Source organism: Falsibacillus albus (assembly GCF_003668575.1).
Taxonomy (GTDB): domain Bacteria; phylum Bacillota; class Bacilli; order Bacillales; family DSM-25281; genus Falsibacillus; species Falsibacillus albus.
The window spans coordinates 66,512-79,454 of record NZ_RCVZ01000002.1 but is presented as its reverse complement, the minus strand read 5'-3'; the positions used below and the strand labels follow the sequence as shown (position 1 = coordinate 79,454).

Sequence of the window (12,943 nt, the reverse complement as noted above, 5' to 3'; positions counted from 1 at the left end):
ATAAAATCGAACATATGAATATTGTTAAAGTGAAATTATGGAATATGGGGAGATGTGGATTGAATGATGTTTCAAGAGAACTTAATTCTTCTTACACATTTTTGTAATCCTGCATTAGTTGATCATATGTTCGAATTTGAGCCGCTTGGGAAATTTGAAATGGCTTGGTCTGTTGAAAACGAGAAAAACATCGTATGTAGGTACGCATCCGAGCAATGGTATATCCATAGATTTGAAGCCATGAGAGAAGAGGCGCAAAATATCATCGAGGAACAATCAGCTAAAATAAATGAAGAAACACATGTTATATTTTGGGGAATGGGCATGGGCTATCATATAGAAGAATTTTTAAGGATGTTCCCCAACAATGAGTTTACGATTTTTGAGCCTTTTGAAGAGGTTTTTTATCTCCTTCTGAATAACCGGAGTGTATCACCGTTTCTAAACAAGCACCTTAAAGGCGTTTTCCTTCCAATAGGAGAGGATATATCGATAATAACCGATGAAGTCGCAAGGGTGATAGGGGGAAGGGTCCTGGTGATCCCGCTGCCGAGCTATGAGAAGAAATTTCCAGATGATTATTCTGGATTTATTCAATGCTTAAAGAACTCGTTCAATAAAAAAGGAATTAATTTATCGACCCTAGGAATCAATCAGTTGAATTGGATCAAAAATTCAATAGGAAACTTCCCCACAACGATTGATACAGAAGCCATCCTGGATAAAAAACGCCATTTTCAAAATAAGCCTGCCATCATCGTTTCAGCGGGTCCTTCGCTGCAAGATGAGCTGGAAAATCTTCGCAGCATCAAGGAAAAGAAACTAGCGTATATCTTTGCGGTTGGATCTGCCAACCGCGCGCTTGTACAAAATGAGATTTATCCGGATGCTGTATGTTCATTTGAGCCGCAGCGGGCAAATGTCCATGTTTTTGAGGAAATTGTCAAAAATAACATTTCGACCATCCCGATCATCTATGGAACGAGTATATACAGGGATTCACTTGAACAATACCCAGGCGAGAAATATCATGTGATAACTTCACAAGATGTCGTTTCACAATCCTACTTGATCAAAGAGGGGGGAAGAAAACCGGATGTAGTCAATGATGCTTATTCGATCGCCATTTTCACCTATGAAACGCTGGCAAGGCTGGGGTGCAGCCCGATCATTTTAGTCGGGCAAAATTTAGCTTTTCGAAAAGGGCAATACTATGCCGAAGGGATCTCATACGAATGGCGTGATACAAAACTGACCGATGAGGAAATGGCTCAGGGAAAGATGTTGGTCGAAGATGTAGAAGGGAATTGGATCACCACGGATCCCACCTTTCATGAAATGAGGATTTTACTGGAGGAGTATATTGAAAAATTCAATGTAGAAACAATCAATACCACAAAAGGCGGAGCCAATATTAAAGGTACTGACTTTATTGCATTGGATCATTTAATGGAAAATCGTCTGATGAAAAGAATTGATGATACAGACTGGAGGATAAAGGATGGGATTCCTTATGATAAGGAAACGTTGATCAAGCAAATGGAGCAGATGGAAAAGAAAATGAATGAATTCTTAGATTTGGAAAAAGACTTCACAAAAAATCTGGAAAAAAATAAATCTATGATTTCTCAGCGTAAATCTATTCAAAAAATCAATACTTGGCTAAATAAAACGAACCAACTCTTACAGGAAATGAACAAAAATGAATTTTATCGAGTTTTTATCACTAAAGTCAATGCTTTAGGTTATGAGGTGTTTACAAATAAAATGCAGAGTGCCAAAGAGATCGACCGTTTTCATCTTCAAAAAAGTGAAATGGTGGATGCAATCGAGCAATATGTTATGAAATGCTTCGAATATGCCATGGAAATCGCAAAAGACTTAACCGAAACACATGAAAAAATTTTAAAGAAGCTGATTCCATGATGAATCAGCTTCTTTGATAATCAAATCATTTCAATCGTTTCGTTGACTTGAATTTCCACATTTCCTCTGACTGCTCTTGAGATCATGCAGCTGTCTTCAGCTTTATGCACAAGCCTTTTAATTTTGGAGATTGTTGTTTCTGTGGAGTTCTTGTGAACGGTTATGATGGGCATATGAGAGATATTCTTATAGGTGATGATCCCATTTTTAACTTCAACTGTTCCTTCAGTGGTCATTTTCAAATTTTGAATAACTTCGATTCTGCTGCGTTCAAGCATAGCAGCCAGGGTGATGATATAGCAGGTTGCAGCAGCACCGAGGAGCATCTCATCCGGATTGGTCCCCACTCCCGGACCATCCATTTCAGGTGGTATGGAAACGCTTGTTTTCAATTCACCGGTTTCGATTTTTCCAACGCTATTCCTGCCGCCAGGCCATTCCGCTTTTAAATGGAATATATGCTGAGCCATACAACGCCTCCTTTTCTCATAATCGCTTATGATATCGATGTCCCCCAGAATGGTGAGCGATGTTTTAATGAATAATATAATATTTATTGTTACCCATATTGGGGTCATAAGCCTTTATGTACCAAGTATATATTTTAAGACAAATTGCCAAGAGAGGCAAAACATCCTAAAGATGAGCATTGATGATATAATAGAACTAAAAAACAAGGGGGAAGGCATATCATGAATACATATCCAAACAGCAGTAATACGATTGACATGATAAAAAAACTTGTATCGATTCCAAGTCCTTCAGGCAATACCGAGAAAATCATTTCATTTGTAGAAAATTCTTTGTCGGATTTATCCATTGAAATGAAGAGGAATCGAAAGGGCGGTCTGCTCATCACGCTGCCCGGTCAAGATGATAACCGGCACCGGATGTTGACCGCTCATGTAGATACACTTGGAGCCATGGTGAAAAGCATCACACCTTCAGGAAGATTGAAGTTATCTATGATCGGTGGTTTTCGCTGGAATTCGGTGGAAGGGGAATATTGTGAGATACAGACGCACGAAGGGAAGATCTTTACCGGAACCATATTGATGCATCAAACCTCTGTCCACGTTTATAAAAATGCGGGTGATGCCCCTCGCAACGATGAAAATATTGAAGTCAGGATCGATGAAAAAGTATCCAGCGCTGATGAAGTAAGGAGATTGGGCATACAGGAAGGTGATTTTGTCTCATTCGATCCAAGGGTTCAGGTGACGGAGAGTGGGTTCATCAAATCACGCCATCTGGATGATAAAGCGAGTGTAGGCATTCTTTTGGAACTTATACGCCATATCGTAATGGAAAACATCGAACTGCCTGTCACAACACATTTCTTGATTTCAAATAATGAAGAAATCGGATATGGCGGAAACTCAAACATCACCCCTGAAACGGTCGAATATTTAGCAGTGGATATGGGAGCTCTGGGAGACGGTCAAAACTCTGACGAATATACAGTTTCCATTTGTGCAAAGGATTCAAGCGGCCCCTATCATTATGGACTGCGAAAAAAACTTATTGAAATCGCAAAGGAGAATGAAGTGGAATATAAAGTCGATATTTACCCGTATTATGGATCGGATGCATCCGCGGCAATACGGGCAGGATTCGACATCATCCATGGATTGATCGGTCCCGGCATTGAGGCATCCCATGCTTTTGAACGAACGCATGAAACTTCCATTTATCATACGGAAAAGCTCTTATTGGCATATGTAAAGTCTCCGCTCGTCGAAAGATAAGCCAACACGTGCTTATAGAAGGAGGGAACCAATGGATTCGTTGGAAACGGTCGAGTCATTGTACAGAGACTTTTTTTCAGGTACAAAATATGATTGCCAGTCGAATGCATTATTTTTTCAAATCCTCTTTTTGAAATGGGCTAATGATCAATTTTTTCTAGATAGAAATGAGATGAAAAAAGATTTCCTAATTAGAGGGATTTGTGAGAGAGAAGTAGAATTCCTTCTTGAAGAACCTGGATTATATAAATCATTCTTTTTGCCGATGCATACTCGTTGGAGTGCTTTGATGAAGTGGATGACTCAAGCATCAGACAGTGAACTTCAACTTTTTCCTGTCTGCAAAGAGATTAATTGCTGTCAAACAGGTGAGAATTGTATTTCCATATTTGAAGAAGTGTCTTTTCCAACCGAAATAGTGTTGAAACTGGTTGAAATGATGGATGTACTCCAATTGAACGAAGGTAATGAGAAAATTGGTGAATTTATTATTGAGAAATACAATCCATGCAAAAAAGAAGGGTATTAAATGAAAATCAGTCTTTATTTAAATGATTTTGAAACTGAAAAGCTATTTTCTTATTTAAGATGGTTTTTTTTGCTTGTATCACTCGTATTATTTTACGTACCTCCATTTCCGGAGAAGCTCGGGTTTCATACAGATAGCTTTATGACGCTCTTTCTGATAGGGATTCTATATATGTCCATAACCCAGTTTGCTCTCTATAAAGCAAAGGATTCTTCCCTTATTTTTGCATATATCACAAGATGCGGGATTGTTTTCGATTACCTCGCATTTTTTTGGCTTCTTGCGCTAACAGGGGGATTAAAGAGCCCTTTGCTGCCAATTTCGTACCTCATTGTCATTCATGCTACGATTTATTGGAGGACAAAAGGAGCCTTCATCTCAGCTTTTTTCATTTCACTCGGCTTCGGCGTCTTTATTTTTTATATTCATGCGGTAAGCTTTGTGGATTTAAGTTATTTTTTGTTTACCATTGTCTTTCTTTGGGTGATCGGCCTATTTGGTTCAATGATCGTATTAAGGGAGCGTGTCCATTTAAGGGAGAAAGAGCTGATCAATAACCTCCTTCATCAAGACTATTTAACAGAATTGTACAACCATCGCTGCTTTCAGGAAGAAATCCGTTTTTACCACAAGTCCGGTAAAAGATATATTCTTATATTAGGAGACATCGACGGGTTTAAAAAAATAAATGACAGCTACGGACATCTCATTGGGGATGAGGTGCTTCAATCGCTCGGGAAGATTTTCAAGAATGTTCTCCCTAAATATGACGGAAGCGCATACCGCTATGGCGGTGAAGAATTTGCCTTCATTCTACCCATTGAATCAAATGATGAACTTCCTCAGTTTTTTGGAGAACTGAATAAGGAATTAAATGAGACCCATTTTACAACTGAACAATGGTCCGTCACAATGAGCTTTGGCGTAGCCATAGCAGAGCATGATGAACCAGAAAAGGTAATAACTTGCGCTGATGAACTTCTCTATTATGCAAAGAAATCAGGAAAAAATCGCGCTGCCTTGAAAAACGAAAAATTCATATTGAACAATGCGTTGAACAAGGGAGAAACGGCATAAAAAAGAAGGCTTACAAGTGTGAACTTGTAAACCTTCTTTTTTTACGCTCTAATTGGGGAAGCTAACGCCTTTTGCCTGCGCATTTCGAATTCTTGAATCTGGCGCCGCTCTTCCAATAAATCATGAATGGACAACAATTCATAAAGAATCACCGTTTCAGGTGAAAAATGATGACAATGATCGGTGGGAATTTGCCCTTTTTGCTCCCAGAAGGTGCCGACAAGCTCATTGATCAATTCATTGTGTTCAGCCGTAATTTCCGCTCTCGGTTCCTGGATGATTGTCGTCAAGGATTGAATCGCGGTCAATACTTTCTCTTTCTCGTTTTCTGGCCAACAATACAAAGAGGATGGCATGTAAATTATATTTCCTAAATGGTAGACGATTTGCCGGAGCAGGTGGATCTTTTTCTGCAAATAATGCAGCTGCCTCATTTCCTCTTTCGAATTCCGATGAAACTTCCACTCTTCCCTTTGATATTCACATAATTTTTCTGCCTTTCGCAAATCATTCACCAAATCGATGAATAAGTTCTTGGTTCTCTTTTCAATAGGCTGAAGATGAAGAATTTCCATCATTCTCCGTTCCAATATATTCCCTGTGCGAATGTATAGATTATGAACACTATTAAAAATAATTTTAGAATAGTTAGGAGGCATGATGAATAGGTTGACGACAGTCGAAACGACCAATCCGATCGTAGTCGTTCCCAACCTTACCAAGAAGTTGATTAAAAAGTGATCGTGTGTTGCAGGGATCATAGCGACCGCTGTCAACGTGGCGACCACCATCCCGGCATGGAGTTTCAACCTATGGCAGATTGCAATTGTAAATATAGCTGCAAATGCGTACGTTAATGGTTCGTCCCCGAAATAGGAAGTCAAGACCATCGCAAATGCTGCTCCTATGGCCGATGCAGGAAATCGGACCATCCCTTTGCGGATCGAATCCGAAGCAGTCGGTTCAATCGTGACAATCGAGGTCACCACAGCAAATACAGATGGCCAATTCAATAAATGACATATTAATGATGTAAAAAAAACGGCTATTCCTGTTTTGACCGTTCTTCCTCCAATGATTTTCCACTGTTTCAAATATTTCAATCCAATTACCTTCTTTTTAAAATATAGCGTCATTTCTATTATAAAGGATACACAAATAGAAACAACCGATTACGGAAAAGAGTTATTATTTCATATCTGAATTTGGATAAGGTAAAATAATGAAAATGAAATAATCGGAGGTTTTCATAAATGGAGATATATTCTTATATGGCAGATAAACCAAATGGAGAGAAGGTTTCTTTAGACGAATACAAGGGGAAGGTTTTGCTTGTCGTAAACACTGCCAGCAAGTGCGGGTTTACGCCACAATTCGAAGGGCTGCAAGAGCTTTATGAAAAATACAGCGATCAAGGATTGGAGATATTAGGTTTCCCTTCCGACCAATTCATGAACCAGGAATTTTCCAGCAATGATGAGATCATGGATTTTTGCAAAGTGAATTATGGCGTTTCTTTCCCGATGTTCGCCAAAACAGATGTAAAAGGGGAAAGTGCCCATCCATTGTTCAAGTATTTGACGAATGAGCAAAAAGGAATGATGGGTTCGGAAGTGAAGTGGAACTTCACGAAATTTCTAGTGGACAAGGAAGGCAAAGTGGTGGGGAGATTCGCGCCACAGACAAAACCGGCCAAACTCGAAAAGGAAATAGTTGAATTACTTAAATAATAGGCTTTATTCGTAAAGTTTAATCCAATTCTTTATAGGAAGTGCAAAGTTAATTTCCGGTGCAGGATGCTCGCCTTCCTCGCAGCCCAGACTGAGGGGGGATTGTCCGGCTTTCAATATACGTTTTATTTTGAAATGCTGAGTGAATTGAAGCGGAAGGCCTTGACTCCGGCGGGAAATAGAGGGAATCGGTGGACCCCGCAGGAAGCCGAGGAGGATCCCGTCCCTCCCGCTGAAAGCAAGTGCCTGTAGCGGAAAGGAACGGACTAACGTTCTAACCACAAACAATATGTATTTTAAGAAAAAGTCAGATAAATTGACAAATAGAATCGAGAGGACTATTTCCTTTTGTTAAAAAAGAGAGGCTCCCAAGGTGATTAGGAGCCTTTTTTATCTGAGGGGAGCATTTCTTTTAGAAGCCCTTCAAGCTTTTCTTTCTGATCCTTCATCAATTCATCGAGTGCCTGGACAATCTCCATCTGATTGGATGTTTTGGGAATAGAGACTGCCGATGATTGTTTTTGTTGATTCATGAAAAGATATAATAAAACGATCGGAAGGTTTCCATTGTCGACATGGACGACAGATTGGCCTTCATATAAATTCGTCTTTCCTTCACCTTCTTCATTCTGAAAGTAATCTTGGACATATTTCTTTACTGCATTCTCAATCAGATTTTCCATACTTTCTTCCAATGAAGCTCCCCCCTTTTCTATTTATCCCCGAACCGAGATCGAGTTCAATGAGGCGATTCCTTCCTTGACCTCCTGGCTGTAAGTGAATCCTTCCACAAGAAGCTGCGCCCGATTTTCGTAGGTCCATTTCAACTGGAAATTCTGAAATACGACCTGTTCATTTACTCCAATAGTGGTTTCACGGGAAGGCTTTAGCCAATATTCGCTGGAAGGATTAGATCCTTCCACCTCGAGGCGTTCCCATGGGATTTGAATATTTGCCGTTGACTTTCCTTGTTTATACTTTCCGGAAAATGAGAATTCTGTGTCAGATTGGATTCTAATGAAAAGAACTGGCGAGTGGATGGGGACAGTACCTGTATTTTTGACGGTATAATTGCCGAGCAGAACATGATCTTCTCCTTTTTCTTCCGCAACGGACAATGAATGGCTGAAATAGCTGACAAAAGAGAGGTGTGAACCTTTGGTAGAGAGTTTATGGGCTTCGCGGATTTGTTTTATGTAATGATCGGTTTGATCATTAATTTGCTGAATTTTGGCTACCACCGAATTTTCATTCATGATATCACCACATTCTATATAAATTAGAAGAAGAGAGGGAATCCCTCTCTTCAAAGTGTATGCACGGTAATAAAGGATTATTATCGGGCAGCTGGTCCGTTAGCCGGGAAGATCACCGGGCATTGAGGCGGAATCATTGGAGACGGACATTGTTCATTGATAATGTCGCGCGGCTGACAGAATTCTGCTTCAAGCTCGATTGTGACGTTGGCAAACGTTTGAACGCTTTGGCAAAGATTGATGAATACATCAACGCTGACGAGAGTTGTACCTGTACAGTTTACACGAGTACGGCAGGAGAAATCAGTCAACCTGATCAACAGGTCAGTTCCATCCGGAGCACACAAGAATGCAGACTCAGGAATTTCGAATAAGATTGGAGTACTTGATACAACAAATGGAGTCACTCCTGATACCCCAGTGAATTCCAAGGTCACATACAATGATTTGACCCAAGAAACGTCTTGCAATGTTACAAGAGCTCCGTCGACGACGAATTGCTGAGAAGTACGTTCGCCGATTTCTTCAAATGTCACTCCATTTGATAAAGAAACAGGATTTCCTGATGCATCTGTCAACATACATGCGACTTCTAGATCAAGAATTCCAGAGGCACATGGATTGAATCCAGATGGCAATCCAAGTCCGGTTGCTGTGACGGTTGTTGAATCGCTTGACTGAAGAATGACCCAGTCATACACTTTTTCTGCATTGATACACAAAAGCTCTTGAGCCCCGCGCAATGGCTGTGCTTGCATAAAAAATCTACCACCTTCAAAAGTTTTTTATTACAGTTTCAAAGTATGAAAAATAGCATGTTTGTGTACTAGGGAAAGCGCATATTTTCGATGAAAACAAGCTATTGTCCTATGACACGAGGCCATTTTTCCAACTTTACAAATTAAGGGATTGCTTTTTCTTAGCGTATGTTCATCACACTTGTCTGTGTGCCGACATATATTGTTAAAGTCCTGTAGTTAAATAGGGGGGACGAAAGTGGAACAGGGAAACGAACAATTGTCCGCAGAGTATAAAAATTTATATGAAGAGCTGAAAAAGTATAAAAAGCTTGTCCAACATTACAAGGAAAACGATTTGACGGATGATTATATGAAACTGAAAAAAACAAATCGGCATTTAACCAGCCAGGTTAGTCTCAAAGAGGAGAGATTGAACAAAATGAGCTTTGATAACGAGAGGCTCTTTCATGAGCTGAATCAAAATAATCAACAGTTTGAAAAAGAGATCGAGGCAGTGTCGCAGGAAGTCAATGAATTGAAAGGGATGGTCGACAGGATCCAGCAGCAGCTTTCCGTCATGACAAATAAAATTCAAGTCCTTGCCCACTCAGTGGAAGCAAATAAGTCACAGCCTGCAGCTGACCCGATGAAAAATTTGATTGAAAGCAATAATGCAATCCTTGGTGACATCCAAAAAGCATTGAAGATATTGTTGGAGCAAAACGTTCAGGCGGAAGAACAGCACCATCATCAAGAAATAAACGAATATGTAGAGAAGGCGCCGGTGCAATATGAGCAGCCTAAGTCCCCGCAATCATACCAGCAGTCTGCATCCGAACAATATGATAACCGAAACCAAAACCAGACATCTTATCAGCAGCCATCACCACCGCAATATGCATCACAAAGCCAGTCGTCTTATCCACCGCAAACACAGCAGCCGAAAAAGAAATTTCCTTATACCCAAAATGCCCAGCCTCAGCAGCAATATCCAAACTATTCTTCCAGCCAGCCAATACCCCAATATTATGAACCTTCACAGCAAGCAAGACCGTCTTCCTTTTCATTTCGAGATATCCAGAGGGCGGAAAGTATTTATGCACCTAAATCAAATAATAAACAATCACATGGAAATCAGCATATGCTAAAAAAAAAAAATAAATAAATCCATCAATTCCACCCTCCATAATGAAGCAAGATCCGAGGCGATAATCATGGACGGGGAAGCACCACCATCTGTGGATCAAGTTAATTCCCACAACCAGCCTGAGAACAAAATAGATAACAAGGAGCTGCCGACTATCAGTAAGGAGGAAATGAAACAGGAAAAAATAGAGAATGATCTGGTCGTCCATCAGTCACAATCAAATCCCTTTTCTTTCCTCTCCTTATTCAAGAAAAAGAAAACGTAAAGTAGGAATTTTCATGAAGCTATCGAGACAGCTTTATAATCAACTCATTCACTTTGTAGAAAGGGAGCTTCCAAAAGAAGCATGCGGCATACTCGGCGGGGTGAACGATCATATTTTGTCCATCTTTGCTCTTCCAAATGAAAGCAACACCAATAAAAATTTTTATGTCAGACAAGAGCACGTTGAAATTGTTTTCAATAAACTAGCCCATTATGAACAAGAGGTTCTTGCCATTTATCACAGTCATCCAAATTCAAATCCCATCCCTTCTCAATCCGACATCCAGTTTCATCCGGATTCTCAGGTGAAGATGGCGATCATGTCTTACAAAAATGGAAACCCTCAGTTAAAGATATATCGAATCATTAATGGAATTTACATTAATATACCTTTTTCCATAATTGAATGAGAGCTTCCTGCATTTATTGTAAGAAGCTTTTTTAATTTGTGCACTGTCCAAATGGCTGTATATTTTGATATGATGGTAATCGGAATGATAGAACGTCTAAATGAATCACTTATTAAAGGAGATAAAGATGAAGATTCGTAAAACTTTTATGAATGGCCATGAGACGAAAGTATATATATATGAAAACAAAAAGGAAGAATCCTTTATGGTAGCAGTGCCACAACTCGAATGGTCCACAACATTTTCATATGAAGAAGAAAAAACAGCTCTGCTTGAGAGAATGGAATCTTCGCTTTCGACAAAAATAGAAGAATCAGAAGTTTTATCCAATAGAATATTCCAATGGACTCGGGAAATGTAAAAGCTTGTTGTTTGCAGCCTGACTCAACCTTTTGTTTATTAGCCGCAAACTTTTAGAAAGAGCCTTTAAAAATAGTGAAAATACAAACAATATTATAAGACTAAGGGCATCATAGGTGTTTTGAGCGAGATAAACAAGAATAGAAACCTATGTTAGAAAGGAACACAACAATGACATTATCATTTGTAGAAGAAGTAAAATCACGAAAGACTTTCGCCATTATTTCCCATCCGGATGCAGGGAAAACAACTTTAACCGAGCAGCTGCTCCTATTTGGAGGCGCCATCCGGGCAGCAGGAACCGTAAAAGGGAAGAAGACTGGAAAGTTTGCGACATCCGATTGGATGGAAATTGAAAAGCAGAGAGGGATTTCTGTAACTTCTTCAGTTATGCAATTTGAATACGATGGGTATCGTGTCAACATTCTTGACACTCCAGGACATCAGGATTTCAGTGAAGATACATATCGTACACTGATGGCCGTTGACAGTGCTGTCATGATCATCGATTCGGCAAAAGGGATCGAGGACCAGACCATCAAACTTTTCAAAGTGTGCCGCATGAGAGGCATCCCCATCTTCACCTTTATCAATAAAATGGACCGTCAAGGCAAAATGCCCCTGGAGCTTCTAGCAGAACTGGAGGAAGTACTGGGCATCGAATCATATCCAATGAATTGGCCGATAGGCATGGGGAAAGAATTTCTAGGGATCTATGACCGATTCTACAATCGAATCGAGCAGTTCAGGACAGATGAATCTGAGCGTTTCTTGCCGCTGGATGCGGATGGGGGGCTTGCCGTCGATCACCCAATGAAAGAATCTTCCATTTATGAGCAGGCATTGGAAGAAGTCCTTTTGCTTAATGAAGCTGGAAATGAATTCTCAAGAGAAAGAATTGCGGACGGAACACTATCTCCAGTATTTTTTGGGAGTGCATTGACAAACTTTGGCGTGCAAACCTTTTTGGAAACCTATTTGCAATTCGCGCCATCTCCACAGCCTAGGAAAACCGATGATGGAATGGTAGATCCTGCATCAACTGATTTTTCCGGTTTCGTATTCAAAATCCAAGCGAACATGAATCCTGCACATAGGGATCGCATTGCCTTCATCCGTATTTGCTCCGGCCAATTTGAAAGAGGGATGAACGTCACTTTGTCCCGTACAGGAAAATCGATGAAGCTATCCCAATCGACTCAATTTTTAGCTGATGACCGCAGTACTGTAAATGCAGCGGTCAGCGGGGACATCATCGGGTTGTATGACTCCGGCACCTACCAAATCGGGGATACGATCACAACTGGGAAGAAAACGATGCAGTTTGAGAAACTGCCTCAATTTACACCAGAGCTTTTCGTTAAAGTCACAGCAAAGAACGTCATGAAACAAAAGCAGTTTCATAAAGGAATTCATCAGCTTGTTCAAGAAGGAGCAATACAATTATATAAAACACTCCATACAGAGGATTATATTCTTGGTGCAGTTGGCCAGCTTCAATTCGAAGTTTTTGAGCACCGGTTGAAAAATGAATACAATTCAGAAGTGAACATGGAATCATTAGGTTCAAAAGTGGCACGCTGGCTCGAGGACGAGAAAATCGATGACACGCTATCCAATTCCAGAAGCTTGCTTGTAAAAGATCGATTTGATAAAAAGTTATTTTTATTTGAAAATGATTTTGCTCTAAGATGGTTCCAAGACAAAAATCCAACTATCAAGTTGATTAACCCAATGGATTTATCTGAATAATTGG

General features: G+C 40.0%; 15 protein-coding genes. 10 read left to right on the top strand and 5 right to left on the bottom strand.

What is annotated here, in order from left to right; all coding sequences use genetic code 11:
- Positions 1–63 precede the first annotated feature (63 nt).
- The gene (locus D9X91_RS03010; RefSeq protein WP_121679090.1) at positions 64–1,926 is read left to right on the top strand and encodes a motility associated factor glycosyltransferase family protein; all 1,863 of its coding nucleotides are present in this window, start codon (positions 64–66) and stop codon (positions 1,924–1,926) included.
- A gap of 20 nt (positions 1,927–1,946) precedes the next feature.
- On the opposite strand, the gene D9X91_RS03005 is transcribed toward D9X91_RS03010, so the two are convergent.
- A complete protein-coding gene (locus D9X91_RS03005) occupies positions 1,947–2,396 on the bottom strand; it encodes an SACOL1771 family peroxiredoxin (protein ID WP_121679089.1) in 450 nt (149 codons plus the stop codon).
- Between the two features lie 222 nt (positions 2,397–2,618).
- On the opposite strand from D9X91_RS03005, the gene D9X91_RS03000 reads away from it, so the two are divergent.
- Genes D9X91_RS03000 through D9X91_RS02990 form a run of 3 tightly spaced genes read left to right on the top strand, consistent with a single transcriptional unit; the run spans position 2,619 to position 5,280 of the window.
- A complete protein-coding gene (locus D9X91_RS03000) occupies positions 2,619–3,674 on the top strand; it encodes a M42 family metallopeptidase (RefSeq protein ID WP_121679088.1) in 1,056 nt (351 codons plus the stop codon).
- A 31-nt stretch (positions 3,675–3,705) separates the two neighbouring features.
- Positions 3,706–4,203, top strand: coding sequence for a hypothetical protein (locus D9X91_RS02995; RefSeq protein WP_121679087.1), 498 nt, complete (start codon positions 3,706–3,708; stop codon positions 4,201–4,203).
- Positions 4,204–5,280: a GGDEF domain-containing protein gene (locus D9X91_RS02990; protein WP_121679086.1), complete on the top strand. Its 1,077-nt coding sequence runs from the start codon at positions 4,204–4,206 to the stop codon at positions 5,278–5,280.
- Between the two features lie 41 nt (positions 5,281–5,321).
- Here the strand turns inward: D9X91_RS02990 and D9X91_RS02985 are convergent, their stop codons facing one another.
- Positions 5,322–6,383: an aromatic acid exporter family protein gene (locus D9X91_RS02985; protein ID WP_233569505.1), complete on the bottom strand. Its 1,062-nt coding sequence runs from the start codon at positions 6,381–6,383 to the stop codon at positions 5,322–5,324.
- Between the two features lie 150 nt (positions 6,384–6,533).
- Here D9X91_RS02985 and D9X91_RS02980 point away from each other — a divergent pair, with 150 nt between their 5' ends.
- Complete coding sequence (locus D9X91_RS02980; protein WP_121679084.1) at positions 6,534–7,010, top strand: glutathione peroxidase; 477 nt, start codon at positions 6,534–6,536, stop codon at positions 7,008–7,010.
- 377 nt (positions 7,011–7,387) lie between these two features.
- Here the strand turns inward: D9X91_RS02980 and D9X91_RS02970 are convergent, their stop codons facing one another.
- The 3 genes from D9X91_RS02970 to D9X91_RS02960 all read right to left on the bottom strand — a co-directional run bounded on the left by D9X91_RS02970 (position 7,388) and on the right by D9X91_RS02960 (position 9,024).
- Positions 7,388–7,705, bottom strand: a complete 318-nt coding sequence (locus D9X91_RS02970; protein ID WP_121679082.1) for a hypothetical protein — start codon at positions 7,703–7,705, stop codon at positions 7,388–7,390.
- A gap of 21 nt (positions 7,706–7,726) precedes the next feature.
- Positions 7,727–8,266: a hypothetical protein gene (locus tag D9X91_RS02965; RefSeq protein WP_121679081.1), complete on the bottom strand. Its 540-nt coding sequence runs from the start codon at positions 8,264–8,266 to the stop codon at positions 7,727–7,729.
- Between the two features lie 80 nt (positions 8,267–8,346).
- Positions 8,347–9,024, bottom strand: coding sequence for a BMQ_0737 family morphogenetic spore coat protein (locus tag D9X91_RS02960; RefSeq protein ID WP_121679080.1), 678 nt, complete (start codon positions 9,022–9,024; stop codon positions 8,347–8,349).
- Positions 9,025–9,262: 238 nt separating this feature from the next.
- Between D9X91_RS02960 and D9X91_RS02955 the strand changes: the two genes are divergently transcribed.
- The 5 genes from D9X91_RS02955 to D9X91_RS02940 all read left to right on the top strand — a co-directional run bounded on the left by D9X91_RS02955 (position 9,263) and on the right by D9X91_RS02940 (position 12,939).
- A complete protein-coding gene (locus D9X91_RS02955) occupies positions 9,263–10,171 on the top strand; it encodes a hypothetical protein (RefSeq protein ID WP_121679079.1) in 909 nt (302 codons plus the stop codon).
- A gap of 49 nt (positions 10,172–10,220) precedes the next feature.
- Positions 10,221–10,418 carry a hypothetical protein gene (locus D9X91_RS22420; protein ID WP_158598222.1) on the top strand — a complete coding sequence of 66 codons (198 nt, stop codon included), beginning with the start codon at positions 10,221–10,223 and terminating at the stop codon, positions 10,416–10,418.
- Positions 10,419–10,431: 13 nt separating this feature from the next.
- Entirely contained in the window at positions 10,432–10,827 is a 396-nt protein-coding gene (locus tag D9X91_RS02950) for a Mov34/MPN/PAD-1 family protein (RefSeq protein WP_158598221.1), read from the top strand.
- Positions 10,828–10,954: 127 nt separating this feature from the next.
- A complete protein-coding gene (locus tag D9X91_RS02945) occupies positions 10,955–11,188 on the top strand; it encodes a YueH family protein (RefSeq protein ID WP_121679077.1) in 234 nt (77 codons plus the stop codon).
- A gap of 170 nt (positions 11,189–11,358) precedes the next feature.
- On the top strand, positions 11,359–12,939 hold the full coding sequence (locus D9X91_RS02940) for a peptide chain release factor 3 (protein ID WP_121679076.1): 1,581 nt from the start codon (positions 11,359–11,361) through the stop codon (positions 12,937–12,939).
- The last annotated feature ends 4 nt before the right edge of the window (positions 12,940–12,943 follow it).

Excerpts from the sequence above, each read along its gene's own strand:
- D9X91_RS03010 (WP_121679090.1), top strand. The coding sequence starts at position 64 with ATGATGTTTCAAGAGAACTTAATTCTTCTTACACATTTTTGTAATCCT.
- D9X91_RS03005 (WP_121679089.1), bottom strand. The coding sequence starts at position 2,396 with ATGGCTCAGCATATATTCCATTTAAAAGCGGAATGGCCTGGCGGCAGG.
- D9X91_RS03000 (WP_121679088.1), top strand. The coding sequence starts at position 2,619 with ATGAATACATATCCAAACAGCAGTAATACGATTGACATGATAAAAAAA.
- D9X91_RS02995 (WP_121679087.1), top strand. The coding sequence starts at position 3,706 with ATGGATTCGTTGGAAACGGTCGAGTCATTGTACAGAGACTTTTTTTCA.
- D9X91_RS02990 (WP_121679086.1), top strand. The coding sequence starts at position 4,204 with ATGAAAATCAGTCTTTATTTAAATGATTTTGAAACTGAAAAGCTATTT.
- D9X91_RS02980 (WP_121679084.1), top strand. The coding sequence starts at position 6,534 with ATGGAGATATATTCTTATATGGCAGATAAACCAAATGGAGAGAAGGTT.
- D9X91_RS02965 (WP_121679081.1), bottom strand. The coding sequence starts at position 8,266 with ATGAATGAAAATTCGGTGGTAGCCAAAATTCAGCAAATTAATGATCAA.
- D9X91_RS02960 (WP_121679080.1), bottom strand. The coding sequence starts at position 9,024 with ATGCAAGCACAGCCATTGCGCGGGGCTCAAGAGCTTTTGTGTATCAAT.
- D9X91_RS22420 (WP_158598222.1), top strand. The coding sequence starts at position 10,221 with ATGGACGGGGAAGCACCACCATCTGTGGATCAAGTTAATTCCCACAAC.
- D9X91_RS02950 (WP_158598221.1), top strand. The coding sequence starts at position 10,432 with ATGAAGCTATCGAGACAGCTTTATAATCAACTCATTCACTTTGTAGAA.
- D9X91_RS02945 (WP_121679077.1), top strand. The coding sequence starts at position 10,955 with ATGAAGATTCGTAAAACTTTTATGAATGGCCATGAGACGAAAGTATAT.
- D9X91_RS02940 (WP_121679076.1), top strand. The coding sequence starts at position 11,359 with ATGACATTATCATTTGTAGAAGAAGTAAAATCACGAAAGACTTTCGCC.